This is a genomic window from Micromonospora sp. NPDC049275, from assembly GCF_043197115.1.
Classification (GTDB): Bacteria; Actinomycetota; Actinomycetes; order Mycobacteriales; family Micromonosporaceae; genus Micromonospora.
Map to the genome: position 1 here is coordinate 176,436 of NZ_JBICSN010000007.1, position 25,518 is coordinate 201,953.

Sequence of the window (25,518 nt, forward strand, 5' to 3'; positions counted from 1 at the left end):
TCCGCACCATGCGGAAGGGGGCCGGTCCCCGTTCACTTCTGGACGAACACCGCCACACCGCGCGCCGGCACGGTGAAGGTGCCGGCCGCCCGGTCGAACGACGCCTTCCGCAGCGCCGGATCGGCCGAGTTCACCAGCACCGGGTGCAGCGCCACGTCCGCTCCCCGCAGGCCGGTCACGGTCTGCGTCGCCGTCTCCGGCGTGCCGTTGAAGACCACTGTCAGCGACGTCCACGCCCCGCCCAGGCCACGGGCGTCCAGGGTCATGGTCAGCACACCCGGGGTCTCCTGCTCCCCGGACAGCGGGAACGCCACCCGCCGCTGCACCTGCTCGGCGGTGCTCAACCCGAACACCGGCGAGGACGCCCGGATGCGCAGCAGCTCGGCGTACCGGGCGTCGGTGGTGGTGATCGCCGCGCAGTCGGGCACCAGGGCGGGGTCGGCGAGCAGAGGCTTGGCGTACGGCCACTTGTCCTGGTTGTCAGGCGCCGGCGGTAGGCCGGCGCCGAACCCGTTGCCCCGCGCGCAGTCCCAGCGGATCTGGTTGAACCAGTCACCGGAGTTGAACGAGTTGCGGTCCAACGACTTCGACCGCAGCCGTTCGGTGCCGGCGGTGACGAACCCGGTGCCCTGCCCCAGCACCGTGGTGCTCAGCGCCAGCACCTGCATCCGGGCACGGTCCGCAGCGGTGGTGGCCTGCGGCAGCTTGTACGCCAGCGTGTCGTACAGGATCTCGTTGTCGTGCGCGTCGACGTAGGTGACGGCCTCCCCGGGTGCCGCGGTGTAGCCGGCCGGGGAGCCGTTGTAGTCCACCTGCGCGCCGGTGACCTGCCGCCCGGCGGTGTCGGTGAACCGGTAGTCGCGCAGGTTGCCGGTGAGACCCACCTTGATCAGGTCGTGGGCGTGCAGCAGGCGGGCCTTCTGCTCGGCCGCCGACCCGTTCACCGGGTCGCCGTTGGGGTCGGTGTAGAGCCCGGAGGCGAAGCCCTGCACGCGGGGGTTGGCGTCGAACGGTCCACCGCCGCGCACGGCGTCGCGCAGCCGGTCGTTGAACGTGCCGATGCCGGTGCCGGCCATGTTGGCCTGGGTGGCCTGCACGAACCGGGCGTCGTTGGCGACCTCGCCGAAGTTCCAGCCCTCGCCGTAGAGCATGATCGCCTTGCCGTCCACCCCGTCGCGGGCGACGGTCAGCCGGTCCAGCGCGGCGCGTACGGCCAGGATGTTCGCCTTCGGGTGGTGACCCATCAGGTCGAACCGGAAGCCGTCCACCCGATACTGCTTCGCCCAGGTGACGAGCGAGTCGATGACCAGCTTGCCCATCATCGCGTGTTCCGGGGCCGTGTTGGCGCAGCAGGTGGAGTTGGCGACCGTGCCGTCCTCCAACAGCCGGTGGTAGTAGCCGGGCACGACCTGGTCGAGCACGGACTTGTCGTCGACGCCGGCCGCCGACGTGTGGTTGTAGACCACGTCCATGACCACCCGCAGGCCGGCCTCGTTCACGCCGGCGACCATCCGCCGGAACTCGGTGGTCCGCGCCGCGCCGACCGGGTCGACGGCGTACCCGCCCTCCGGGACTGTGTAGTGCAGCGGGTCGTACCCCCAGTTGTAGCCGTCGGTCTCCGCGACCGCGGCGACGCACTTCTGCTGTTCCTCGGAGTCCGGCGGGAGCGCCGCCAGGTCGCAGGCCGGCTGGCGCTGGTCGGCCCGCCTCTCGGGGATCGTGGCGAAGTCGAACGCCGGCAGCAGGTGCAGGTGGGTGACACCGGCGTCGCCCAACGCCCGCAGGTGGGTCATCCCGGCGGTTTTCGGGTCGGTGAACGCCAGGAAGGTGCCTCGGCGTTCGGCTGGCACGGTGTCGTCGGCGATGGAGAAGTCGCGTACCGACAGCTCGGAGATCTGCGCCTTCGACGCCGGCACGGCCGCCGGTTTGCGCAGCGTCCGCCAGCCCGGTGGGGCCAGCGCCGGGTCGAACAGGTCGACAAGTTGACTGTGCGTGGAGTCCGCGGCGAGGGCCACGGAGTACGGGTCGGTCACCGACGCGGTGACCATCCGCTGCGCGGCCGGCTGCCACGCCTGCACCTGGTAGCGGTAGTACTTCCCCGTCCAGGCGTGGCTGCCGCGCACCGACCAGACCCCGGTGCGGTCGTCGCGGCGCATCGGCACCGTCTTCGGCGTCGCGGTCGGTGCGTCGAACAGTTGCAGCGCCACCGTCCGGGCGGTCGGCGCCCAGAGCGCGAGGCTCGGCGTCCGACCGGCGAAGGTCGGGCCGAGCGTCACCTGGGTGGCCCGGGAGTACACGTCGTCGAGCACGCCGGGGATCTGCACGCCGGTCGCGGCGAGCAGGGCCCCCGACGCGTCGCGCTCGGTGACCAGCAGCTGACCACGCAGCGCCGCCGGCACCTTCGCCAGGTCACCCCGGTCCAGGGTGAAGGCCCGGTAGGACCACAGATGCGGGAACGCCGCGCGCTGGGCCTCGGTGAGCCCGTTGCGCTGCGCCCGCAACGGCAGACTGGTGTACGTCCCGGACAGCTCGCCGTCGACGACGCTCACCCCGCCGGTCGGGGCGGCCACCAGGGCGTACACCCGGCCGTCGGTCGGGCCGGTCTGCCACGCCACTGTGGACCTGTCGATCCAGTGCGCCTTCTGTTTGCCGATGTCGGTGTCCCCGCCGGTGCTTGTCGCGGTCGACGGCAGCAGCCGCCCCGGAGTGGCGGCGAGCAACCACACCTCCCGACCGGCGGCGAGGTCGATCCGCTGGTCGTCGGGCAGATCCTTGGTGTCGCCGTTGTGGATGATGTAGTTCAGCCCGGTGGCCCCGGCCGCCAGCGGCACCCGGAACACCGCGCCGAACGCGTCGGTCGAGGTCGGTTTGAGCGGGGTGGCCCACTCGGTCGGGTTGGCCGCCCCGTCCCACAGGTGCAGGCCCCACCCGTCGTAGTTGCCGTCGGCCCGCCGATAGTGGATGACTGCGGTGCCCTCATCGACCGGCGGGTCCGGTTGACCGGTGGCCGCCTGCCTGGTCGGGTAGACCGCCGGGTCACCCTGCTTGAGCCAGACCTCACCGGTGGCCGTGACGTCGATACTGCGGTCCTGGGCGACGTCCTTCGTGCCGTCGGAGTCGACCACCACGAAGCCGACCGACCTCGCGCCCGGCTTGAGCTTCACCCAGGCGAACCGGCCGTAGGAGTCCTCACCGGCGAACGGCTGCCCCTTCGGCCACTCGGTGACGTACGCCGGGTCGATGTCACCCCACGCGTACAGGCCCCAGTCGTCGTACCCCCCGGCCGGACGCTCGTAGTGCACCACCGCCCACTCCCGGGATCCGCCCCGCTCGGGTGTTCCGACGACGGCGACGGACCGCGCGGTCGCGGTGCGGCCACGGCCGTCGCGGACGACGGCGCGGTACTCGATCCGGGTGCCGCCGGCCAACCCGTCCAGGTCGTGGTGCACGGTGTACGGCGCGTGGTCGGCGCTGCCCAGCAACGTCCACCTGCCGCCGGCCACCCGGGCCGCCACGGTGACGGTGGCCAGCGGGTCACCTGTCACCTTCGCGGTGACCGCCGCGCGGGTGGCCACCGACGCGTCCGGTGCGGGAGTCGTGATGGTGACGGCCGGGTGGCCCGTCGGACGGGCGATGGGGGTGCCCGCCCGGTACACGGCCGCCGACAGCGGTGGCACGGTCACGGTGAGCCTGCCGTCGCCGCCGGTCTCGACAGTCGCGGCGCCGCCGTAGATGCCGGTGAAGGTGGCGCCGGCCGACCAGGTGTCCACCGTGACAGTCTGCGGGGTCGCGGCGTTGTTCACCGCAACCACGTACTCGGTCCGGTCGGCGGGGGCGATCCGGGAGGCCGCGAACACGCCGGGGCCGTCGGCGGCGTACCGGGTGACCTGGATGCCGTCGCGCAACGCCGGGTGCGCCTGACGCAGTCGGCCCAGCTCGGCGATCGTCCGGTACAGCGGGTGGCCGGTGTCGAACTGGTCGCTGGCGTGGGTGCGGTCGGTGCCGAGCAGGTCGTCGTCGAGATAGTCGGCGACCTCGGACGCGAACATGTCCTGCCGGGCGTCCTTGTCGCCGCCGGGGCCGGTGAAGCCCTGCTCGTCACCGGAGTAGACCACCGGCTGGCCCCGGGTGAGGAACATCAGCTGGTGGGCGAGCTGATCGCGGCGCAGGTGACTGGTCGGGTCGGTGCCGCCGCCGGCGATGAACGACCCGATCCGGCCCATGTCGTGGTTACCGAGGAAGGTGGTCAGCCGGCCCGCGCCGGTGTCCCTGGCGGCGTAGAGGTCGTCGCGGGCGTACACGTCGGCGAGGGCCTTCGCCGAGCCGGCGCCCGCCGTGTAGCCCCGCGCGGCCTCCTGGAACGCGAAGTCGAGGGTGGCCGGCAGGCCGCCCCGGCGGACGTAGCTGGAGCTGATCTCCGGATCGGCGCTGTACACCTCGCCGAACAGGAAGAAGTCCTTCTTGCCGGCCTTCTCGGCGGCCCGCTCGACACCCCGGGTGAACTGCGGCCAGAAGTCCATGTTGACGTGCTTGACGGTGTCCAACCGGAACCCGTCGACACCTGTCGCACCGATCCAGTCGCCGTACGCCTTCGTCATTCCCCGCACCACCTCGGGGCGCTCGGTCCACAGGTCGTCGAGGCCGAAGAAGTCGCCGTACTCGCTGTTCTCGCCGGCAAAGGTGAAGTCACCCCGGTTGTGGTACATGGTCGCGTCGTTCAGCCAGGCGGGCACCTTCACGGTTGCGTCCCCCGGCTCGGGAAGGACCGGCGTGTACGGGCCGGAGTTCCGATCGACAGTCGGGAAGTCCCGGCTGCCGTCGGCGTAGTTGCGGTCCTCGAAGGCCCGCCCCTGCGCGTCCGTGTACGGCGAGGTCGCCTTGTCCACGTACGCGTACGTGTCTTCGGCGTACTTGATCACGTCGGCCGTGTGGTTGACGATCACATCGAGGTAGATCTTGATACCGCGTCGGTGCGCGAGCGAGACCAGCTCCTTGAGCTGCGCGTTGGTGCCGAAATGCGGGTCGACCTGGGTGAAGTCGGTGATCCAGTAGCCGTGGTAGCCGGCCGAGACGTCATCGCCAGTGCCCTGCACCGGCCGGTTCTTGAAGATCGGGGCGAGCCAGATCGCGGTGGTGCCCAGACCCTGGATGTAGGCCAACTTGTCGATGACGCCCTTGAGGTCGCCGCCGTGGTAGAAGCCCTTGTCGGTCGGGTCGAGCCCGGTGCGCAGCCGGCCGCCGGTCAGGCCACCGGAGTCGTTGCGCCGATCACCGTTGGCGAACCGGTCCGGCAGGACGAAGTAGAACTGCTCGGCACGCGCGGTGTCCGCGCCGACGGACAGCAGCGCCTCGGCGGTGGGCTCGTCGCGCCACTGCACGGCGCCGGCCGCGGCGAGGGAGTCGACACCGGACGGTCGGGGGTCGGCGTCGGCGTCGGCGCCGAGGAGACGCACGCCATCCGGCGTACCGACGAGGGTGAAGGTGAGCAGGCAGACGAGCGCGAGCAGGGCGGTACGCGGGATCGGCGGGGGTTTCATCGACGGCCTTCCTCTGGTCGTGATTGGCCGCACGCTAACCCTTGCCGAAACAATCTGCAATACCTTGCAAACCAAGTCGTAACCGAGCAGCATCCTTGCGGAAGCACAGCTCAGAACCCGCCGCAGCGCACCCCGTCGACAGTGCACCCACGCGGTGTCGTGGACGCCCGCTCCAGGTGGAACCGCAGCGGCACCGACCCACCAGCCGACACGTCCACCCCACTGACGTACGTGAAGCTCCCGTCGGACTGTCGCAGCGTCCCCTGTGGCACCCCCTCCACCCAGGCGGTCACCAGCCGCCCGCCGGTGAAGTCGAACCGCACCGTCCAGCCGTGCGCCGCACCCGACGCGTTGACGATCAGCACCTCGCCGATGAAACCCCCGTCGAAGCTCTGCACGACCCGGTACCGCCCGCTCACCGCGGGCGGCCGCTGCGGCGCCCGGGTCGACGCCCGCGCCGAGGTCGGCGCCACCGTCGGACCGACAACCGGTGGCCGCGACATGGCCGGCGTGCTCGGCGGCAGCCCGCTCGCCCGCGGCGACAGCCCCGGCACCACCGGCGAGCGCTCCGCCAGCGGCGTCGACGCCGGATCCGACGGCACGACCGGCACCTGCGGCAACGGCAACCCCGCCGGCGGCGGCCCGTCGTCGGGAGCCGGACTACGCCCCCGGTACGCGCCGAGCGCCACGAAGAGCAGAACCAGCATCACGACGAGGCCGGCGCACGCCACAATCCACGGCGACGACGCGATGGCCGCCGGACCGCGCGACGGTCCCGACGCGCGACGCATGCCGGACATGTACCTCCCTCAGCGGGCCGTCCGGGCAGCGTAGCGACCGACGGCGCGGCCCGGAAGCGCCGACCGCCGCCACCGGGGCCCGTTCAGCCGAAGCGGCAGTCGACCCCGTTGACGGTGCACCGCACCGGCCGCTGCGCCGACCCGTCCCACGCCAGCCGCAACCGCACCGTCTGCGTGTCGCCCGGATCCAGCGCCGCCCCGCCGCTCAGCACGAACTCACCGTCACCCCGCGCCGACACCGAGATCCCCGCCTCGCCGCTGACCCGCAGGCCCCGCATGTCGTCCTCGAAAGCCAACTCCACCCGCCAGTCCGTCGACCGGACCGACTCGTTCGTCAGCGACAGCACAGCCTCGGTCGCGTTCCAGCCGTCCGTACCGGCCTGGTACCGGGCGGTCACCGCCCCGTTCGCCGCCGCAACCGCCGGGGCACTCGTCCGGGCCGCCGACGGCGAACCCGTGGTGGCGCGCGGTGACGGCGTCCGGCTGCTACGCGACGGCCGCGGCGACGCCGTGCGCCGCTCCAGCCCGCCCGGCGTCGGCGCCGACGACGCCGTGGCCGGCACGGTCGGCAGGAACACCGGCGGCGCGGCCTGGGGCGCGCTCTCCCGCTCCCGGGTGCGGAACGACAACAGCGCCACCACCAGCAGCACCACAAGCGCCCCGCTGCCGAGCAAGACCACGATCCACGGCACCGACAGCAGCACCCGCGCCGTCCGCGGACCCGCCGCGCCGTCCGGCTCCACCGCCATCAGGTCTCCCCTCGTCCCACCGACGCGACAGCGTAGCCAGCGGCGGCCAGAACGAAAACCTGGCGGGTACGGATCGGACCGACCGGCCCACCTGATGCGGAAAACGGCTCACCCCCGTGGACGGTCCGCCCGAGATCAGGCCGTCCGGATGACCGTGCAGATGAGCGGACCCTCACCCGACGTCCGCAGCAGGTAGCGGTACCGCTCCCCCGGCACCGAGTGCCCCCGGCTGTCCAGGAACTCCCACTCCACCGACACCATCGTCAGCAGCGCCGACACCGGCTGCACGTCCTCGATACGGGCGTGCGCGGCGATCAGCTCCCGGTCCTGGTAGTCGGGTGCAGCGCCCACGAAGGACAGCGCGACCGCCGCCAACGACGTGAAGGAGAAGCTGTACGTGTCGGCCACCACCAGCCCGGGCAGGGCGTAACAACCAGCGAGGGACGGCAGGTCGCCCGAGGTCATCGCGGCGCCGTACCGGTCGAAGAAGCCGGTAAGCGTGTCGAGATCCGTGGAGGCGTTCACGACCACAGCAATTGCCGCTCACCCGTCGGGCCAAACCTCAGCGGGGCGGAACCCGCACCTCGATCTCCGCACCCAACCGGGCGCCACCGGTCAGCCCCAGATCGTCACCACTCCAGAACCGCCCCGGGTCGTACCAGTTCGGACGCTTACCGGCGGGCAGCAGGCCCATCGCCTCGTAGGTCACCGCCACCACCTCGGCGCAGTACGCCGTCTCCAACGCCCGCTCCCGCGCAGCAGCGCTGGCCGGAGCGGCAGAGTCGCCCCGGGTTGCCTGGGCGGCCCGCGAGACGGCTCGCAGCGCGGCCCGGCCGGGACCCGGCAGCGACGGCACCCGTCCGCGTACCCACCGCCACGCCAACTGCGCGGTCGACGGGAACGGCGTGCCGTCCAACCGCGCGACCGTCCGCAGCACCGCCCGCTCCATCTCCCCGGCCGCCGGCGGGTCGAGCTGCCGCAGCCAGGCCCGCTGCCCGTACCGGTTGGCCCACACGCAGACCGCGTCCCGCAGGTCGTGCAGCTGCACACCGCGCTGGTGCGTGCCCGACCACAGGTCCGGCAGCGACCTGCCCAGCTCCGCGTGCCACATCAGCGGCGGCATGTCGTCCAGCACCACCGCCATCCCGACGTGGTTGACCGGGCTGTTCGTGGTGAACTGGATCGCCCGGTCCGGCACGCTGCGACCCCGGAAGACCCACACGTCACCGGTGCGGGTCAACTCGACGGCCTCATCCAGGCTGATGCTCATGAGGGACTAGCCTAGGCCGATGCGGCAAGGAATGCGGTGGTGGAAGGTCCTCGGGCTCGCCGGCCTGGCCGGGGTCGCGGCGTCCGGCGTGGTGATCGCCCGGGCCGAGCGGCGCCGGCGCGCGTACACCCCGGAGGAGATCCGGCAGCGGCTGCTGGAACGGCACGCCCAGGCCGGCGACGCCACGAAACCCCTGGACCCTGCCTGACCCACGAGCCCGCGTCTGCGCGTCTGTCACCGTTAGGGCGCTGTGCCCACGTCAGCGGTCGCTGCCGGCGCGGACCGGCTCGGCGTCGTCGGTGGCGTCGGTCGCGTCGGTCGACGCGAACCGGTGCGCCCGTCGGCGCAGCCACCAGGTGCTGACAAGGCCGGCGAGTACGGCGAGGACCAGTCCCGCCCAGGAGATGTCCTTGAGCCAGTGCTCGGCCGCCCGGCCGACGCTGTACAGCAGGTAGGTGGTGCCGAACGCCCACACCAGGCCGCCTGCGGCGTTGGCCAGCAGGAACCGCCGGTAGGGCACGTGCAGTGCTCCGGCGAGCGGGCCGGCGAGGATGCGCAGCAGCGCCACGAACCGACCGAAGAAGACCGCCCAGACGCCGTACCGGGCGAAGGTCCCCTCGGCCCGGGTGAGCTGCGCGGGGCCGAGATGGCGCGGGAAACGCCGACCGAGCCTGATCAGCAGCGGACGGCCGCCGCGGCGGCCCACGGCGTACCCGATGGAGTCGCCCGCGATCGCGCCCACGGCCGCCGCGGTGGCGACCCACTCCGGCTCGACCACGCCGGTGGCGGCGAGCAGCGCGGAGCTGACCAGGACGATCTCGCCGGGCAGCGGAACGCCCATGCTCTCCACGCCGATCACCGCCGCGACGATCAGATAGACCGCCAGCGGCGGCAGCGCCACGAGCCAGTGTTGTACGTCGACCATGGCTGTCGTGTCCTCTCCCGGTCGGTCCGCCCTCGAACCCTACCCGGGGTCCGGAGATCCGGGCGTTCCGCCAACCGACCTGACACCTGCCCGGCCCGGTAGGGCGCCCAACCTGCGGTCGGCTCCCGTACACCCACACCGCGTCCCGCCGGGGGCCCTGGGCGGGCGTGCCCGGCGGGAGCGGTCCGTCACGCGGTGGCGGGGATGTCCGCGCAGCCGCCGAAATGGTGGTCGGCACGGATCTGATAGGCGTCGACGATGTCGAAGATCCACCAGGTGGAGCCCTTGGTGCAGTCCTGCCGGTACAGGGCCAGGTCCGTCGACCCGTTGCCGTTGTAGTCGCCGGGGGCCGGGATGTCCTTACAGCCGCCGTACTTCAGGCCCGACTGGATCGCCCCGCTCAACCGCAGGTTGTAGATCGACCAGGAGGAGCCGTTGGTGCAGTCCTGCCGGTACAGGGCCAGGTCGGCCCACTTGTCGCCGTTGTAGTCACCCGGGGCCGGGATGTCCCCACAGCCGCCGTACTTGAAGCCGGACCTGATCGCGCTGGAGTTCTTCACGTCGTAGATCGACCACGACGAACCATTGGTGCAGTCCTGCCGGTACAGGGCCAGGTCCGTCGACCCGTTGCCGTTGTAGTCACCCGCTGCGGGGATGTCCTTGCAGCCGCCGTACTTGAAGCCGGACCTGATCGCGCTGGAGTTCTTCACGTCGTAGATCGACCAGGACGAACCGTTGGTGCAGTCCTGCCGGTACAGGGCCAGGTCGGTCACGCCGTCACCGTTGTAGTCACCCGGTGCCGGGATGTCCGCGCAGCCCCCGTACTTGAAATCGGCCTTGATCTGCGTCGTCTTGTCCCGGCCGCTCTTGATCCACCAGGCCGATCCGTTGACGCAGTCGCGGCGGTACAACGCCAGATCCGCCACCCCGTCACCGTCGTAGTCACCCGGGGCGGGGATGTCCGCGCTCCCGCCGTAGTGGTGGTCGGCGAGGATAATCTGCTCGGTGCTGGGGCTCTGCACCCACCAGGCCGAACCGTTCACCGGGTCACGCCGGTACAGCGCCAGGTCGGTGGAGCCGTCACCGTCGTAGTCCGCGAGTGCGGAACTGACGGACCCCCACATCGCCGTCGCCAGCCGTTCCCCGTCCGCTGCCTGTGGCTGGTACGCGTCCGGGGTGCCGGAGATCTGTACCGCCTGGCAGATCTCGCCCACCGGTGCGGTCTGCCAGGGGTACCTCTCCATCTTGGTGAGGAAGGAATTGGTCGAGTAGACCGGATCCAGGATCTGCGCCTGCGTGCCCCAACCCGTGCTGGGACGCTGCTGGTACAGGCCGAGACTGTCCCGGTCGCCGTACGGGAGGTTCTGGATCGTGCTCTCCACGATCGCCGTGGTCAGCGCGATGGTGGCGGCGCGGACCGGCAGCCTCCGCGCCTTCACCACCTGGACGATCAACCGGGCACAGGCAACCCGGCTGGGGGTGAGGGCGGAACCCCTGAGCTTGCCGGTAAGCGTCGGGCCGACCCGGGCGGCGAACGCCGCGTCGGCGCTGGTGGGGGCGGCCGCCGTGCAGTCGGGGATGACGGCGGCCTGGGCGACCGGCACGTCGAAGGCCAACGCGGCGAACGTCACCACGGCGGCGAGGCCGGCGAGTGCACCGTTGAAACGAAGACGTCTCACACCTTGCTCCTTGCGAAACGGGGGTGGGCGGCGAGGGTGGGGCCGCCCGCGGACAGCGGAGCGGCCCCACCTGAACCGTCAGGCAGTAGCGGGAATGTCCGCGCAGCCACCCCAGTGGTGGTCGGCGAAGATCTGGCTGGTGTCCGTGATGTCGAGGACCCACCAGGTGGAGCCGTTGGTGCAGTCCCGGCGGTACAGGGCCAGGTCGTTGACGCCGTCCCCGTTGTAGTCACCGGGAGCGGGGATATCCGCGCAACCGCCGTACTTCAGACCCGACCTGACCGCCTTGGCCGTGACGATGTCGAAGATCGACCAGGACGAGCCGTTGGTGCAGTCCCGCCGGTACAGGGCCAGGTCCGTCGACCCGTTGCCGTTGTAGTCGCCCGGGGCGGGGATGTCGGCGCAGCCGCCGTACTTCAGACCCGACTGGATCGCACCGCTCAACCGCACGTTGTAGATCGACCAGGACGAGCCGTTGGTGCAGTCCTGCCGGTACAGGGCGAGGTCGGTCCACTTGTCGCCGTTGTAGTCGCCCGGGGCCGGGATGTCCTTGCAGCCGCCGTACTTGAAGCCGGACTTGATCGCGCTGGAGTTCTTCACGTCGTAGATCGACCAGGACGAACCATTGGTGCAGTCCTGCCGGTACAGGGCCAGGTCGGTCACGCCGTCACCGTTGTAGTCACCCGGCGCCGGGATGTCCGCGCAGCCCCCGTACTTGAAATCGGCCTTGATCTGCGTCGCCCTGTCCCGGCCGTTCAGGATCCACCAGGCGGAACCGTTGACACAGTCCCGGCGGTACAACGCCAGATCCTCGACCCCGTCACCGTTGTAGTCACCCGGCGCCGGAATGTCCTTACTCCCGCCGTAGTGATGATCGGAGAGCACGATGTTCAGCGAGCGTGAGCCCTGCACCCACCATGCCGAGCCGTTGACCGGATCCTGTCGGTACAGCGCCAGGTCGGTGGAACCGTCACCGTCGTAGTCCCCAGTGGAGTGTCCCGTCGGCGCCGGTGTGTCGATGATCTTGTTGTACCGGCGCGCCTGGTACTCCGAGGTGGGGTGACCGGAGAGCGTCGAGTTACTGAACGAGGCGTGGTCCACCCTGTCGATCGGGGTGCTGCCGAAGCTGTAGTACCAGAACTTGGTCTGTGCGCTGTCCTCCCAGCCGCCGAAGAGAATCGCATGGTACGGATACCGGGGCGACTCCGAGTTGGTGGTGTCGTCGAGGAGGTCACCCGGCCGCAGCGCGCTCCTGGCAATGGGAACGGTGTAGTCCAACAGCCCATCGGTGTTGGGGTCGGCCCCGAGGTGCCAGGCCATGTCCACGAAACCGCTACAGTCTCGTCGGTACTGCCGTGAGCCGGTGCCGTCCCAGGTCTTCAGAGACTGGCTGTAGGTCAGGTCGGAGTCGTAACGGCGGTTGTACCAGTTCGTGGCGCGCTGCAGCACCTCGGCGCGGGTGATCTGGCCGCCGATGCTGCTGGCTGCCTGGGCCGGAGCGGCGGACGCCACCACCTGAATCGCGGTGAGCGCGGTGGCGGTGGCGGCCAGCGCCAGCGCTCCGGCCACGAGGCGACCGGCGCGTTGACGTAACCCTGTTGTGAACATCGGGATCCCTTCGACTGGCCAATTCCTGCCAGTGACGGTGCCCTTACTCCCTTCAGGAACGCTGCAGCTCGGCGCCTCGGCAGGTACAGCGGATCTGGAGCTCCTCTGCAGCGCACACGGCACCGAGGCTGGGCGACGGTCGCCGCCTCGCCGCGCCGGTGTGGGTCGACGGATGTCGCCCGTCCGGGCCCGGGTACGTCGAGCCGGCGAGGCCGCCTGCCAACTCGCAGGCCAGGTCGTCCAGCCGGTACGCGGCACATGCGGTGACCACCGCGTCGAGCGTCGCGCGCTCCCGGTCGAGCCACAGCGCGGGGTCGGACAGGGCCGCCTGGACGGCGGTGTCGAATGGGGACGTGTCCGCCGGTAGATGCCAGGCGAGGAACTCTCCGGACGGCCCTGGGTGCGACGCCGCGCCGATCAGGTGCAGACCGGCAGCGGCGATCGCCCCTATCCCTTGGCACAGCAGGTCGTCCGGGTCCTCGATCTCGGCGCGTTCGCGCGCGAAGAGCCGAACCAGCTCGTGCAGCCGGTACCGGGGCTGCTCGCGGCTTCCGGTCGGTACGACGTCGACAAGCCAGGCGTCGACGAGCCGGTCGAGCAGTTGCTCTCCCGCCGTCTCGGACAGGCTCAGCGCGGCAGAGACCGTCCACGAGGCGAAGTCCGGTGCCCCGAGAACGGCCAACAGCCGCAGGGCCGCCTGCGCCGACGGGTCCAGGGTCTGGTAGCTGAGGGCGAAGCTGGCCCGAACCTCCTGGTCACCAGCGGCGAGCTCGTCCAGCCGGCGGCGCTCGTCGGCAAGCCTGCGGGCCAGGACCTCCAGCGGCCAGTTCCGCCGGCCCACCAGCCGGGCCCCGGCCACCCTGATCGCCAGGGGCAGGCCGCCGCAATGCTCGACGATGGCCCGTGTCGCGCCCGGCTCCTGCCGGGTACGGCCGCTGCCCACGATCCGGTCCAGCAGCTCGGCGGCTTCAGCCGTTTCAAGTACGTCGAGTTCGGTCAACCGGATGCCGTCCAGTCCGCCGAGAGCGGTGCGGCAGGTCACCAGCACGGCGCAACCGGGAGCCGCGGGGAGCAACGGTCGGAGCTGACTCTCGCCGCCCGCGTCGTCGAGCAGCACGAGTAGGCGCCGGCCGGCGGTGCGGGTCCGGTAGAGCTGGACCCGCTCCGCCAGGGTCTCGGGGACCGCCTCGGCCGCGACGTCGAGTGCCCGTAGGAAACCGCCGAGGACGTCAAGAGGTTCGAGCGGAGTGTCGCTGAGGCCGCGCAGGTCCGCGTACAGCTGCCCGTCCGGGTAGTGGTCGCACACCTCGTGACCGACCCGCACCGCCAGCGCGGACTTGCCCACCCCACCTCTGCCGACGATGACCTCGACCGGCCGGGTGCCGCGTCCGGCCGGCGCGGTGATGGTCTGGACGAGCGACTCCACCACGGCGCGCCGGCCGGTGAAGTCCACGGGCTGCGGCGGCAGTTGCGCGGGACGGATCGGCGCTGCGCGGGTGCCGTCGGGGTGGTTGGTCGCCCCCGTGGTGCTGATCCGCTGCCGCGGTGCGGGGTATGGCACCGGCGGCGGTGACGCCTCGTCCTCGCGCAGCAGCAGCTCGTGGACACTCCGCAGTTCGGGGCCGGGCTCGATGCCCATCTCCCCGATCAACAGAGCCCGTGCCTCCCGGTAGAGCGCCAGCGCGTCGGACCGGCGTCCCATCATGGCCAACGCCGTCATCAGGTGACCGCGCAGCCGTTCCCGGTAGGGATGGCTACCCACCAGGCTGGTCAGCTCGGTGCACGCCTGTTCGACGTGGCCGAGGGCGAGCTCGGTGGCGACCCGTTCCTCGACAGCCGTCAGCCGCAGCTCCTCCAGCCGCAGCACCTCGCCGGAGAGCGCGTGGTGATCGACGTCGTCGAGTGCGACACCTCGCCAGATGTCATCGGCGGCGCGCAGCCTGCGGACGCCCTCGCCGGACCGACCGTGCGCCAGCGCCGCGCGACCCAGCTCCACCTGCCGTTCGAAGACGTCGCGGTCCAGCGTCTGCGGGTCGACCTGAAGGAGATAGCCGGAGGACTGGGTGACGATCGCCGGCGCCCCGTCCGGCCCGATCAGTGTCCGGCGCAGCGCCGAGACGTACGTTTGCAGAACGCCACGGGCGGTGCCCGGGGGTGCGGCACCCCAGACGGCATCGACCAGTTTCGCGGCCGACACCACCCGCCCATGCTCGACCAACAGTGTGGCGAGCAGGGTTCGTCGTTTGCGTCCGCCGAGCGGTATGAGCCGCCCGTGCCCCAGCACCTCGACCGGCCCAAGCAGACGGAATTCCACGTCAACCTCCCCCGAAGCAGCCGGCAGTAGCCGGGCAGACAGGCTAGGTCCGCAAGGCGCACGGGAGGAGTCCGGCACGTCGACGGGAGGTGTCGTGATTCCGGCGACGTTCGTCCCGAAACCTGGCCTACGGTTGCGCGAATAGCAAGACGGACGTACGGTTTTGTTGGAGAGCGGAATCGGCGGTAAGTGTCACCTAACCTCGGCGGCACCCCGGCCGGTGCGACAGACTGCTCAGGACTACTCACGGTCGCTGGTGTGAAGGAGTACGACGTGGCGAGCCTCGACACCTTCGGTGCGAAGACCCAGCTACGCGTCGGAGACGCGAGCTACGAGATTTTCAAGATCGACAAGGTGGACGGCCACGATCGGCTGCCGTACAGCCTGAAGATCCTCCTGGAGAACCTGCTGCGGACCGAGGACGGCGCGAACATCACCGCCGACCACATCGAGCAGCTCGGCGGGTGGGACCCCACCGCCGACCCGAGCGTGGAGATCCAGTTCACCCCGGCGCGGGTGCTCATGCAGGACTTCACAGGCGTGCCCTGCGTGGTCGACCTGGCCACCATGCGCGAGGCCGTACGTGAGCTGGGTGGCGACGCCACCAAGGTCAATCCCCTCGCCCCCGCCGAGCTGGTCATCGACCACTCGGTGATCGCCGACCTGTTCGGCCGCGAGGACGCGTTCGCCCGCAACGTCGAGCTGGAGTACGAGCGCAACAGGGAGCGCTACCAGTTCCTGCGCTGGGGCCAGACCGCGTTCAACGAGTTCAAGGTCGTCCCCCCGGGCACCGGCATCGTGCACCAGGTGAACATCGAGTACCTGGCCCGCACCATCATGGAGCGCAACGGCCAGGCGTACCCGGACACGGTTGTCGGCACCGACTCGCACACCACGATGGTCAACGGCCTGGGCGTGCTGGGCTGGGGCGTCGGCGGCATCGAGGCCGAGGCCGCGATGCTCGGCCAGCCGGTCAGCATGCTGATCCCCCGCGTGGTGGGCTTCAAGCTCTCCGGCGAGATGCCGGCCGGCACCACCGCCACCGACCTGGTGCTGACCATCACCGAGATGCTGCGCAAGCACGGTGTGGTCGGCAAGTTCGTCGAGTTCTACGGCCCCGGCGTGAGCGCCGTGCCGCTTGCCAACCGGGCCACCATCGGCAACATGTCCCCGGAGTACGGCTCCACCGTCGCGATCTTCCCGATCGACGCCGAGACGATCCGCTACCTGGAGCTGACCGGCCGCGACGCCGCGCAGGTCGCGCTCGTCGAGGCGTACGCCAAGGAGCAGGGCCTCTGGCACGACCCGGAGGCGGAGCCGGCCTACTCGGAGCGCCTGGAGCTGGACCTGGGCACCATCGAGCCGTCGCTCGCCGGCCCGAAGCGCCCGCAGGACCGGGTGCCGCTGGGCGCCGCCAAGACGCTGTTCCGCTCGGCGCTCACCGACTACGTCGCCGACGACTCCGTCGGTGAGCGTGACCTCAAGCCGGGTGTGGCGCGCGAGCAGTTGCCGGTGGGGGCGAACGGGCCGGCCGACGAGGCCAGCGCCGAGTCGTTCCCGGCCAGCGACCCGCCCGCCAACCAGTTCAGCGACCCGGCCGACGAGCCGCGCGACCTGGAGACCGCTGCGGTCGGCGCGGGCGGCCGGGCCAGCAACCCGGTCCGGGTCACCGGCGCCGACGGCGTCGAGTACGAGCTGGACCACGGCGCGGTGGTGATCGCGGCGATCACCTCCTGCACCAACACGTCCAACCCGCAGGTGATGATCGGTGCCGCTCTGCTGGCCCGCAACGCCGTGGAGAAGGGCCTGACCCGCAAGCCGTGGGTGAAGACCACCCTGGCGCCGGGCTCGAAGGTCGTCATGGACTACTACGAGCGGGCAGGCCTCACGCCCTACCTCGACAAGCTGGGCTTCAACCTCGTCGGGTACGGCTGCACCACCTGCATCGGCAACTCGGGCCCGCTGCCCGAGGAGGTGTCGGCGGCTGTCAACGAGCACGACCTGTCGGTCGTCTCGGTGCTCTCCGGCAACCGGAACTTCGAGGGCCGGATCAACCCGGACGTCAAGATGAACTACCTGGCGTCCCCGCCGCTTGTGGTCGCGTACGCCCTCGCCGGCACGATGGACATCGACCTGGCCAACGAGCCGATCGGTGAGGACAGCGACGGCAACCCCGTCTTCCTGCGCGAGATCTGGCCGAACAGCGCCGAGATCCAGGACGTCATCGCCCAGGCGATCGGCGCGACCGGGTTCAGCGCCGCGTACGCCGACGTCTTCGCCGGCGACGAGCGGTGGCAATCGCTGCCCACCCCGACCGGCGACACGTTCGCCTGGGCCGACGACTCGACCTACGTGCGCAAGCCCCCGTACTTCGAGGGCATGCAGCCGGAGCCGAGCCCTGTCGTCGACATCTCCGGCGCCCGGGTGCTGGCCAAGCTGGGTGACTCGGTGACCACCGACCACATCTCGCCGGCCGGCTCGATCAAGGCCGACTCGCCGGCCGGCGCGTACCTCGCCGAGCACGGCGTGCCGCGCCACGAGTTCAACTCGTACGGCTCCCGCCGGGGCAACCACGAGGTGATGATCCGGGGCACCTTCGCCAACATCCGGCTGCGCAACCAGCTGGTGCCCGGGGTGGAGGGCGGCTTCACTGTCAACCACCTCACCGGCGAGCAGACCTCGATCTACGACGCCTCGATGGCCTACCAGGAGGCCGGCATCCCGCTTGTCATCCTGGCCGGCAAGGAGTACGGGTCGGGCTCGTCGCGGGACTGGGCGGCCAAGGGCACCATGCTGCTGGGCGTCCGGGCGGTCATCGCCGAGTCGTACGAGCGGATCCACCGCTCGAACCTGATCGGCATGGGTGTGCTGCCGCTGCAGTTCCCGGTGGACGTCACCGCCGAGTCGCTCGGCCTGACCGGCACCGAGATGTTCACCATCACCGGGGTGACCGCTCTCAACGACGGCGACACCCCGCGCACGGTGACTGTCACCACCGACACCGGCGTGGAGTTCGAGGCCGTCGTGCGGATCGACACCCCGGGCGAGGCGGACTACTACCGGCACGGCGGCATCCTGCAGTACGTGTTGCGCCGCATGATCGCCAACTGACGTACCGACGTCGCCAGGCTCCTTCCCGCCCTCGGCGGGAGGGAGCCTGCGTCGTTCCCGGGTCGTTCCTCGTGCGGGGCCCCACCGCGGGCTAACCTCTTAGCTAAGGAGGTGTCATGGTGGCCGGTGAACCCGCGGCGCAGTTCAACATCCACGATGCGAAGACGAACCTGTCACGCATCATCGAACGGGTCGAGCACGGCGAGGAGATCGTGATCAGCCGGGCTGGTAACCCGGTCGCCAAGGTCATTCCTCTGCGTCGTACAACACGCACCGGTCGCGGGTCTCTGCGCGGTGCGCTGGATCTCAGCGGTGACTGGGATTCCGACGAGGTCAACGACGAGGTTGCTCGCGACTTCGGGCTGTCCGGATGAGGCTGTTGCTCGATACGCACGTGGTGCTCTGGTGGCTGACCGACGACCCGATCCTCGCCACGGACATCAAGGACCGCATCGACACCGAACCCGATGTGTACCTGAGCCCGGTCACGCTGTGGGAGGTCGCCATCAAACAGTCGTCGGGCAAGTTGGCCGGCCCGGCCGACCTCGCCGAACGACTCCGTGACGCCGAACTCCGGGAACTCCCGATCCGCCACGATCACGCCATCGCGGCTGGTCGGCTGCCACTGATCCACCGGGATCCCTTCGACCGGATGCTTGTCGCGCAGGCCCTGCACGAAGGGCTGACCCTGGTAACCCGGGACGACCGCATCCAGAAGTACGACGTACCGATCCTGGTGGTGTGAGCGCTCAGCGCAGCCGCAGCGCGACCGCGCGAGCCTCCTCGTCGGTGAGGGGCAGGAACCAGAGGAAACGGCGGACGATGGCGACCGGATCGGGGCCGCCCGGCCGGCCGCGCAGGTCGCGGATCGCCCGGCGGGTGATCCGCGAGAACTCGGGGATCAGGGTCGCGCGGCGGGCGGCGTCCGTCGGGGTCGCCCGCAGCGCCGGGCAGGGCCAGTCCTGCCCGCAGGCGTCGCAGATCCACAGAGGGCCGTCGGCGGTGTGCGCGACCGCCGGGCCGCACCGGGAGCGCCAGCGTGCTTCGGGTACGACGTTCGCCGAGCGACCCGGGCCACGGTACGGAGGGTGCGGTGGCCCGGTCGGGCCGGCGGTCGTCACACCGGGCGAGGGGGGCCGGTCGGGGCGATTGTCGGCCCGATGGGGGCAGTTGCAGGACCTGTCCTCGGGCAGCATCGGTACCACCTCCGCGCGAAAGGGTCGGCACGCCCGCCTCTTGCCACGAGGCGGGACGCACCCTCCGTCTGGCAGCGACCCGTGCCGACTCGATGTCCACCAGGGGCCGCGCCTCACTCTCCTCAAATTAGTGCCAGCAGTGCCAGAAGGTCAAGTAGTGCCATAGGTGCAAGCAGGGTCCGAGTGGGTAGGAAGGACCATGACATCCGTGCCCATCCCGTACACGGCCCGAGAGATCGAGGACGACCTGACTCGACGCATCGCCGCCGGGGAGTTCCGGCCGGGCTCGCGCCTACCTACGTATGACGCGCTGGCAGAGGAGTACGGGTCAGCCCGACGGACCGTCGCCCGTGCCGTGGAGGCTCTCAAGTCGCGCGGACTGGTTGTCGGCGTACCGGGCTCAGGAACCTTCGTCGCGGAGTAGCACGTCAAGGTTGCCGGCAACCTCGCCGACGTCATCGGCGCAGGGTGACCTCCAAGGATCCGGCCTACTGCGCGAGCTCGGCGGCTCGGTCGAGCAGGGCGCGGCGCTCGGCGGCCGAGTCCACCGCTGCCGCCGCCTCCCGGAACAGCGCGGCGGCACGCGACCTGTCACCCTGCCGGGCCACCAGATCGGCCTGGACCGCCACGGCCACCGGGTGACCGTCCAGCCCTCCCCCGGCACGCGCCTCGTCCAGCAGGACCAGTCCGACCGCCGGCCCGTACGCGTAGCCGTGCGCGACCGCGCGGTTGAGCGCCACCACAGGCGACGGCCGGAGGCCGAGCAGAGCGTCGTAGGCGCGGGCGATCGCCGGCCAGTCGGTGGCCTCGGCGGACTCCGCGGTGGCGTGGCAGGCGGCGATGCGGGCCTGCCACGCGTACGGGCCGTCATCCCGGACCCGGGCCAGCGCCGAGAGCCCCTCGGCGACGGCGGCCCGGTCCCAGCGGCGGCGGTCCTGCCGATCGAGGGACAGCAGGTCACCGGCGGCGTCGCGGCGGGCGTCGCGCCGGGAGTGCTGCAACAGCAGCAGAGCCCGCAACGCGGCGACCTCGGACTGCTCCGGCATCAACAGGTCGAGCAGCCGGGCCAGCCGGACGGCCTCGTCGGCGAACGCCGGCTCGCCGTCGGCGACGTAACCCCTGGTGAAGAGCAGATACAGCACGGCGAGTACACCGGGCAGCCGCTCGGCAAGCGCCGGCCCGCTCGGCACCCGGTACGGGATGCCGGCCTCGGCGATGCGGGTCCGGGCGCGGGTCAGCCGTCGGGTCATCGTCGACTCGCTTACCAGCAGCAGCCGGGCGATGTCGGCGGTCGGCACCCCGCAGACGGTCCGCAGCGTCAACGCCACCCGGGCCTCGATGGCGAGCGCCGGATGGCAGCAGGTGAAGATGAGCCGCAGCCGGTCGTCCACCACGTCCTCCCCCACCTCCGGCTCGGGCTGACCGTCGGCCGGCGTGAGCAGCGCCAGGTCGTGCAGTTTGCGGCGCTCGACGCTGGCCCGGCGCAGCACGTCGAGCGCGCGGTTACGGGCCACCGTCATCAGCCAACCGCCCGGGTTGGCCGGCACACCGTCGGCGGGCCAGCGCTCCAACGCCACGGCCAGGGCCTCCTGCGCGCAGTCCTCGGCCAACGCCCAGTCCCCGGTCACGCGGATCAGGGTCGCGACGATCCGGGGGTACGCCTCCACGCCGGCGGCCGCGACGGCCTGAGCCGCCGCGGCCGCGCCGACGCTGTCGGGCGCACCGGTAGTGGTGTCGGTGCGGCTCACCCGATCAGGCGGACAGGTCCGCGTACGGGCGCAGTTCCAGCCGCCCCTCCCGGGCCATCGGGTGGGTGCGCGCCACCTCGATCGCCTCGTCCAGGTCGGCGCAGTCCAGCAGGTCGAAGCCCACGATGACCTCCGTGGTCTCGGCGAACGGTCCCTCGGAGACGAGCAGCTCCCCGTCGCGGACCCGGACCATTGTCGCCGCGCTTGTCGGCGCCAGCACGTTGCCGGTGAGGCGGCGGCCACGGGAGTCGTTCTCCGCCACCCACTTGTGGATGTCGGGCAGCTCGGTCGGGTCGGTGTCCGGTGCGGTGTCGGTGCAGACGAACATCATGAACTTCATCTGGCGCTCCCTCGGGTGTCCGGGTGTTTGCCAGCATGACGAACGGCCGGGGCCGTTCCGGACAGCCTCCCCGAAAAAAGTCGGTCAGTCCGTGCCGGCAGCTCGGCGACGGGCCTCGCGGGTCTTCATGGCGTGCTCCATGAGGGTCACGAGCACCTCCTTGCTGGACTCGCGTTGGCGGGCGTCGCAGAGCAGCACCGGCACGCCCGGGTCCAGGTTCAGCGCTGTCTGCACCTCGTCGAGCCGGTACTGGCGGGCGCCCTCGAAGCAGTTCACCGCCACCACGAACGGGGTGCCCCGGCCCTCGAAGTAGTCGATCGACGGGAAGCAGTCGGCCAGCCGGCGCGTGTCGGCGAGCACCACCGCGCCGATCGCGCCCAACGCCAGCTCGTCCCAGACGAACCAGAACCGGTCCTGACCGGGGGTGCCGAACAGGTAGAGCACCAGGTCGTCGCTGATGGTGATCCGACCGAAGTCCATCGCCACGGTGGTGGTGGTCTTACCCTCCACCCCGGACAGGTCGTCGATACCGACACCGGTCTCGGTCAGCACCTCCTCGGTGCGCAACGGCCGGGTCTCGCTCACCGCGCCGACCATTGTGGTCTTGCCCACGCCGAAACCACCGGCGACCAGGATCTTGATCGCGGTGGGCAGTGGCGTCGCTCCCGCCGGCCGGTCAGAGTGCCCGTAGTCCATTGATTACCGCCTCGAAGATGCTGTTGTCGGGAAGACCGGCCGTGGTCTGCGGTTCGCGTACCTGCACGAGGTTGCGGGCCGCCAGGTCGCCGAGGAGCACCCGGATGGTGCCCACCGGCAGGTCGAGGTGGGCGGCGATCTCGGCGACGGACTGTATTCGCTGGCACAGGCCGACGATCGCCAGGTGCTCGGGACCGAGACCCACCTCCGGCGTCACGTCGGCTCGGGTCGCGGTGACCAGGGAGATCAGGTCGAACGTGCCGGTGACCGGGCGGGCCCGCCCGCGCGTCACCGCGTACGGGCGCACCACCGGGCCCGCGTGGTCATCCACCCACTGGTGCTCTGCGGACTCCCCCTGCACCGTCATCGCCGTTACCTCTCGCCAGCCGACTGTTCGGTGCCCCGCGACGGTGAGGCCACGTACTTGCCCACTCGGGTGACGAGCATCGCCATCTCGTACGCGATGAGACCGACGTCGGCGTCCTCGCTGGCGAGAACCGCGAGGCAGGCGTTGCGGCCGGCTGCGGTGACGAACAGGAACGACGACTGCATCTCGATGATGGTCTGCTGCACCTGCCCGCCCCCGAAGCGCTTGCCGGCGCCCCGGGCCAGGCTCTGGATGCCGGCCGCCATCGCCGCGAGGTGCTCGCCGTCGTCGCGGTTCAACCCCTGCGAGGAAGCCATCAACAGTCCGTCGGTGGAGAGCGCGACCGCGTGCTCAGCCTGCTTCACGCGGCCCACCAGATCATCCAGCAACCACGTCAGGTCGGCACTCGAAGCCGTCTTCTGGGCCACTTCGTCGTCCTCTTCTCGCCCGGCAGTTGCGCCGTATTCGTCTTGGGCTTGACCGTCACGCCGCGCGGGAACCCGCAGCACCGGCGCTCGGTCAGGTGGCTTGTGGTTCCTCGTCGGTCGGCTCGGGCGTCGCGCTCGGAGAGGCGTCGGACGCGCCACCGAGCAGTCGCGCCGCGTCGGTCCGGCCGCGCCGGGTGCCGGTCTGATACGAGCTCATCATCCGGCGTACCTGCTCCGGCGGCCGCACCACGTCCTCCTCGTCGGACTCCGTATCCGCCGGGTCGTCGCGCAGCTCCGGAACGATGTTCGCCTGGCGGACGCGGACCGGCAGGCCCGAGTCGGTCCGGTCCGTCTCGGCCCGCGCCGGAACCGGCCCGCCGTCGGCGGCCGGCTCGCTGCCTCCGCCGCGCGGCGCGGTCCGGTCCACCGCGGGCAGGCCGGTGGGCACCGTCGGGCCCTCCAGGGCCGGCTGGCCCAGGCCACGCCGGGCTCGGGTGGGCAGCTCCGCCGCCGGGGCGCCCAGGGTCGTCCGCTGTCGGGTGGGGAGGACGACGTCGGTGTCGGTTCCGTCCACCTGCTGCTCGGTCGGGGTGCTGCTCGCGGCCGGCACCGGGGCGAGGGGGGTTACCGGCTGTGCCGCTGCCGGACGGTTCGTGTCCGTCGCCGCCGCGGCCACCGCGACCGACGACAGGCTGGCGGATCGGCCGCCGTCGGTGGGGCCGGTGGTCGTCGGGCCCGAGGGCAGCGCGATGGCCGTCGGCCCGGCCGGCAGCGCGCCGGAGTCCTGTGGGTCGGTGCCGTTCGCGCTGACCAGGTCCAGCGGGATGAGCACGACGGCGGTGGTACCGCCGTACGCCGACTCCTTGAGCCGGACCCGCACGCCGTGCCGCTCGGTCAGCCGGCTCACCACGTAGAGGCCGAGCCGGGCGGCGTTGGCGAGGTTCAGCTCGGACTGGTCGACGATGCGGTGGTTCGCCGCGGCCAGGTCCTCCTCGCTCATGCCGAGGCCCCGGTCCTCGATCTCGATGGCGAACCCGTTGGCCACGAGCTGGCCGCGGACCTCCACAGAGGTGTGCGGCGGCGAGAACGACAGGCCGTTCTCGATCAGCTCGGCGAGCAGGTGGATGATGTCGCCGACCGCCCGGCCGGCGAGCGAGACGGGCCCGAGCGGCAGCACGTTGACCCGGGTGTAGTCCTCCACCTCGGCGACCGCGCCGCGCACCACGTCGACCATGGGGACGTTGCGCCGCCAGGCCCGACCCGGGGTGGAGCCGGAGAGCACGATGAGGTTCTCCGCGTTACGCCGCATCCGGGTGGCCAGGTGGTCGACCCGGAACAGGTCCTCCAGCTCCTCCGCGTCGTGTTCCCGCCGCTCCATCGCGTCGAGCAGGGTGAGCTGGCGGTGCACGAGCGCCTGCGTACGCCGGGCCAGGCTGAGGAACACCTCGCGAACGTTGCGCCGCAGTTCGGCCTGCTCGACGGCGGTGCGCAACGCGGTCTCCTGGACGGCGTTGAACGCCTTGCCGACCTGGCCGATCTCGTCGACGCCGAACTCCAGCGGGGGCGCCTCGGTGGCGACGTCGACCTCCTCACCGCGGCCGAGTCGCTGGACCACCCGGGGCAGCCGCTCGTCGGCGAGCTGCCAGGCGGCCTGCCGCAGCCGTTCCAGCTGGCGCAGGAGGGTCCGGGCCGTGGTGATCGAGACGACGACCGAGGCGATGACGGCGAGCAGACCCAGACCGGTGGCGAGCACCAGCCGGACGACGACCATCACGGCCACGCCGGTGGCCCGGCCGACGATGCCCTCGCCGCCGTCGGCGACGGCGTCGTTCACCTCGGCCAGCGCCGGCTCGACGGTGCCGCGCCACTGCTCGGCGCTCACCGGCAGCTGGGTCGCCGGTCGGCCCTCGCGGATGATGCTGTCCTGCACGGCGCGCAACCGGGTGAACGCCTCGCCCCCGACGAGCTGCTGGTAGCGGCGCTGGTCGGCGTCCGCGAGCCGGGCCCGTGCCTCCTCGCCGAGGAACCGCTCGGTGGAGACCAGGCTGACGTAGCGGGCGTACTCCGGCCCACTCATCCGGCCGTTGCCGAAGAGGCCGCTGAGCAGCGCGTCCTCCTGCGAGATCAGCTCCTTCATCCGGTTGAGCTGGATCAGGGCCGCCGCGTCGGCGGCGATCTCCTTGTCGTCCAGGCTGCCGGTGACGTCGTAGACCCGGAAGATCGATTCGATCGCGTCCGTGTAGGCGTCGGCGGCGGAGAGCCGGTCGACCTTGCGGGCGAGCACGTCGGCGCGGGTCTGCTTCAGCCCGTCGACCTGTGCGATCGTGAGGTCCAGCTGGGCGTCGAGCGCCGCGCTGCCGGCCACGTCGACCTGCCAGTTGCGGACCGAGTCGGCGAAGTCGCCGGCCAACTGTGCGGCCTTGCGCTGTTCGGTCTCCAGCGCCGCGCGCTGCGCGGCGTCGGGGTTGCTCAGGTACGCCTGGGTCAGCCGTCGTTCCAGCTGGAGCTCCTGGAGCAGCGGTTCGGTGGGTGTGTAGACCTTGCTGTTGATCGCCTGTACGCCGAGCAGGTTGAAGCCGTCGCGCAGGGTCACCCACGCCGCGAACATCCAGAGAGCGACCAGGGAGAGCAGCAGGGCGACAACCTTGGTGCGGATACTCGTACCGCGAGAACGCATTGAACCGTCCCAGGCAGGGCGTTGACTCAGCTCATCAACGGGTGATCATGGAAGACGACGTCCCGCCACAGCG

Annotated in this window: 22 protein-coding genes; 6 read left to right on the plus strand and 16 right to left on the minus strand. The window is 71.1% G+C overall.

Features of this window, described 5'->3' with window-relative positions; genetic code table 11:
• Positions 1 to 32: 32 nt before the first annotated feature.
• Positions 33 to 5,537, minus strand: coding sequence for a pullulanase-type alpha-1,6-glucosidase (gene pulA, locus ACGFIE_RS22080; protein WP_393297242.1), 5,505 nt, complete (start codon positions 5,535 to 5,537; stop codon positions 33 to 35).
• A gap of 110 nt (positions 5,538 to 5,647) precedes the next feature.
• Positions 5,648 to 5,935 (minus strand): cellulose binding domain-containing protein, encoded by a 288-nt coding sequence (locus ACGFIE_RS22085; protein WP_393297244.1) that lies wholly within the window; start codon positions 5,933 to 5,935, stop codon positions 5,648 to 5,650.
• Here ACGFIE_RS22085 and ACGFIE_RS22090 point away from each other — a divergent pair.
• A complete protein-coding gene (locus ACGFIE_RS22090; protein WP_393297246.1) occupies positions 5,910 to 6,371 on the plus strand; it encodes a hypothetical protein in 462 nt (153 codons plus the stop codon). The genes ACGFIE_RS22085 and ACGFIE_RS22090 overlap by 26 nt on opposite strands.
• Before the next feature lie 49 nt (positions 6,372 to 6,420).
• Here the strand turns inward: ACGFIE_RS22090 and ACGFIE_RS22095 are convergent, their stop codons facing one another.
• The 3 genes from ACGFIE_RS22095 to ACGFIE_RS22105 form a co-directional block, all read right to left on the minus strand.
• Complete coding sequence (locus ACGFIE_RS22095) at positions 6,421 to 7,086, minus strand: hypothetical protein (protein ID WP_393297248.1); 666 nt, start codon at positions 7,084 to 7,086, stop codon at positions 6,421 to 6,423.
• 135 nt (positions 7,087 to 7,221) lie between these two features.
• Positions 7,222 to 7,611, minus strand: coding sequence for a hypothetical protein (locus tag ACGFIE_RS22100; protein WP_363690029.1), 390 nt, complete (start codon positions 7,609 to 7,611; stop codon positions 7,222 to 7,224).
• 37 nt (positions 7,612 to 7,648) lie between these two features.
• Complete coding sequence (locus ACGFIE_RS22105) at positions 7,649 to 8,356, minus strand: hypothetical protein (RefSeq protein ID WP_234588231.1); 708 nt, start codon at positions 8,354 to 8,356, stop codon at positions 7,649 to 7,651.
• A gap of 19 nt (positions 8,357 to 8,375) precedes the next feature.
• Between ACGFIE_RS22105 and ACGFIE_RS22110 the strand changes: the two genes are divergently transcribed.
• Entirely contained in the window at positions 8,376 to 8,564 is a 189-nt protein-coding gene (locus ACGFIE_RS22110; RefSeq protein WP_393297527.1) for a hypothetical protein, read from the plus strand.
• A 51-nt stretch (positions 8,565 to 8,615) separates the two neighbouring features.
• On the opposite strand, the gene ACGFIE_RS22115 is transcribed toward ACGFIE_RS22110, so the two are convergent.
• The 4 genes from ACGFIE_RS22115 to ACGFIE_RS22130 all read right to left on the minus strand — a co-directional run bounded on the left by ACGFIE_RS22115 (position 8,616) and on the right by ACGFIE_RS22130 (position 14,882).
• Complete coding sequence (locus ACGFIE_RS22115) at positions 8,616 to 9,281, minus strand: DedA family protein (RefSeq protein ID WP_393297250.1); 666 nt, start codon at positions 9,279 to 9,281, stop codon at positions 8,616 to 8,618.
• 188 nt (positions 9,282 to 9,469) lie between these two features.
• Positions 9,470 to 10,960 carry an FG-GAP repeat domain-containing protein gene (locus ACGFIE_RS22120; RefSeq protein WP_393297252.1) on the minus strand — a complete coding sequence of 497 codons (1,491 nt, stop codon included), beginning with the start codon at positions 10,958 to 10,960 and terminating at the stop codon, positions 9,470 to 9,472.
• Positions 10,961 to 11,038: 78 nt separating this feature from the next.
• Positions 11,039 to 12,568, minus strand: a complete 1,530-nt coding sequence (locus tag ACGFIE_RS22125) for a hypothetical protein (RefSeq protein WP_393297254.1) — start codon at positions 12,566 to 12,568, stop codon at positions 11,039 to 11,041.
• 52 nt (positions 12,569 to 12,620) lie between these two features.
• Entirely contained in the window at positions 12,621 to 14,882 is a 2,262-nt protein-coding gene (locus ACGFIE_RS22130; RefSeq protein WP_393297256.1) for a BTAD domain-containing putative transcriptional regulator, read from the minus strand.
• 258 nt (positions 14,883 to 15,140) lie between these two features.
• Between ACGFIE_RS22130 and ACGFIE_RS22135 the strand changes: the two genes are divergently transcribed.
• From ACGFIE_RS22135 to ACGFIE_RS22145, 3 genes are all read left to right on the plus strand, one after another.
• Positions 15,141 to 17,993 carry an aconitate hydratase gene (locus ACGFIE_RS22135; protein WP_393297258.1) on the plus strand — a complete coding sequence of 951 codons (2,853 nt, stop codon included), beginning with the start codon at positions 15,141 to 15,143 and terminating at the stop codon, positions 17,991 to 17,993.
• A gap of 116 nt (positions 17,994 to 18,109) precedes the next feature.
• Positions 18,110 to 18,367 (plus strand): type II toxin-antitoxin system prevent-host-death family antitoxin, encoded by a 258-nt coding sequence (locus ACGFIE_RS22140; RefSeq protein WP_363689587.1) that lies wholly within the window; start codon positions 18,110 to 18,112, stop codon positions 18,365 to 18,367.
• Complete coding sequence (locus ACGFIE_RS22145; protein ID WP_393297260.1) at positions 18,364 to 18,738, plus strand: type II toxin-antitoxin system VapC family toxin; 375 nt, start codon at positions 18,364 to 18,366, stop codon at positions 18,736 to 18,738. The genes ACGFIE_RS22140 and ACGFIE_RS22145 overlap by 4 nt, the downstream gene beginning before the upstream one ends.
• 4 nt (positions 18,739 to 18,742) lie before the next feature.
• Here the strand turns inward: ACGFIE_RS22145 and ACGFIE_RS22150 are convergent, their stop codons facing one another.
• Positions 18,743 to 19,189: a hypothetical protein gene (locus ACGFIE_RS22150; RefSeq protein ID WP_393297262.1), complete on the minus strand. Its 447-nt coding sequence runs from the start codon at positions 19,187 to 19,189 to the stop codon at positions 18,743 to 18,745.
• Between the two features lie 199 nt (positions 19,190 to 19,388).
• Between ACGFIE_RS22150 and ACGFIE_RS22155 the strand changes: the two genes are divergently transcribed.
• The gene (locus tag ACGFIE_RS22155) at positions 19,389 to 19,613 is read left to right on the plus strand and encodes a winged helix-turn-helix domain-containing protein (RefSeq protein ID WP_007462621.1); all 225 of its coding nucleotides are present in this window, start codon (positions 19,389 to 19,391) and stop codon (positions 19,611 to 19,613) included.
• 64 nt (positions 19,614 to 19,677) lie between these two features.
• On the opposite strand, the gene ACGFIE_RS22160 is transcribed toward ACGFIE_RS22155, so the two are convergent.
• The 6 genes from ACGFIE_RS22160 to ACGFIE_RS22185 form a co-directional block, all read right to left on the minus strand.
• Positions 19,678 to 20,937, minus strand: coding sequence for an RNA polymerase sigma factor (locus ACGFIE_RS22160; protein WP_393297265.1), 1,260 nt, complete (start codon positions 20,935 to 20,937; stop codon positions 19,678 to 19,680).
• 4 nt (positions 20,938 to 20,941) lie between these two features.
• Positions 20,942 to 21,277 (minus strand): YciI family protein, encoded by a 336-nt coding sequence (locus ACGFIE_RS22165; RefSeq protein WP_234588219.1) that lies wholly within the window; start codon positions 21,275 to 21,277, stop codon positions 20,942 to 20,944.
• 84 nt (positions 21,278 to 21,361) lie between these two features.
• Entirely contained in the window at positions 21,362 to 21,973 is a 612-nt protein-coding gene (locus tag ACGFIE_RS22170) for an ATP/GTP-binding protein (RefSeq protein WP_266244318.1), read from the minus strand.
• Positions 21,954 to 22,340, minus strand: coding sequence for a DUF742 domain-containing protein (locus tag ACGFIE_RS22175; protein ID WP_007462630.1), 387 nt, complete (start codon positions 22,338 to 22,340; stop codon positions 21,954 to 21,956). Before ACGFIE_RS22175 ends, ACGFIE_RS22170 begins: the two co-directional genes overlap by 20 nt.
• 5 nt (positions 22,341 to 22,345) lie before the next feature.
• Positions 22,346 to 22,768 carry a roadblock/LC7 domain-containing protein gene (locus ACGFIE_RS22180; RefSeq protein ID WP_363689674.1) on the minus strand — a complete coding sequence of 141 codons (423 nt, stop codon included), beginning with the start codon at positions 22,766 to 22,768 and terminating at the stop codon, positions 22,346 to 22,348.
• A gap of 91 nt (positions 22,769 to 22,859) precedes the next feature.
• Positions 22,860 to 25,445 carry a nitrate- and nitrite sensing domain-containing protein gene (locus ACGFIE_RS22185; RefSeq protein WP_393297267.1) on the minus strand — a complete coding sequence of 862 codons (2,586 nt, stop codon included), beginning with the start codon at positions 25,443 to 25,445 and terminating at the stop codon, positions 22,860 to 22,862.
• Positions 25,446 to 25,518 lie beyond the last annotated feature (73 nt).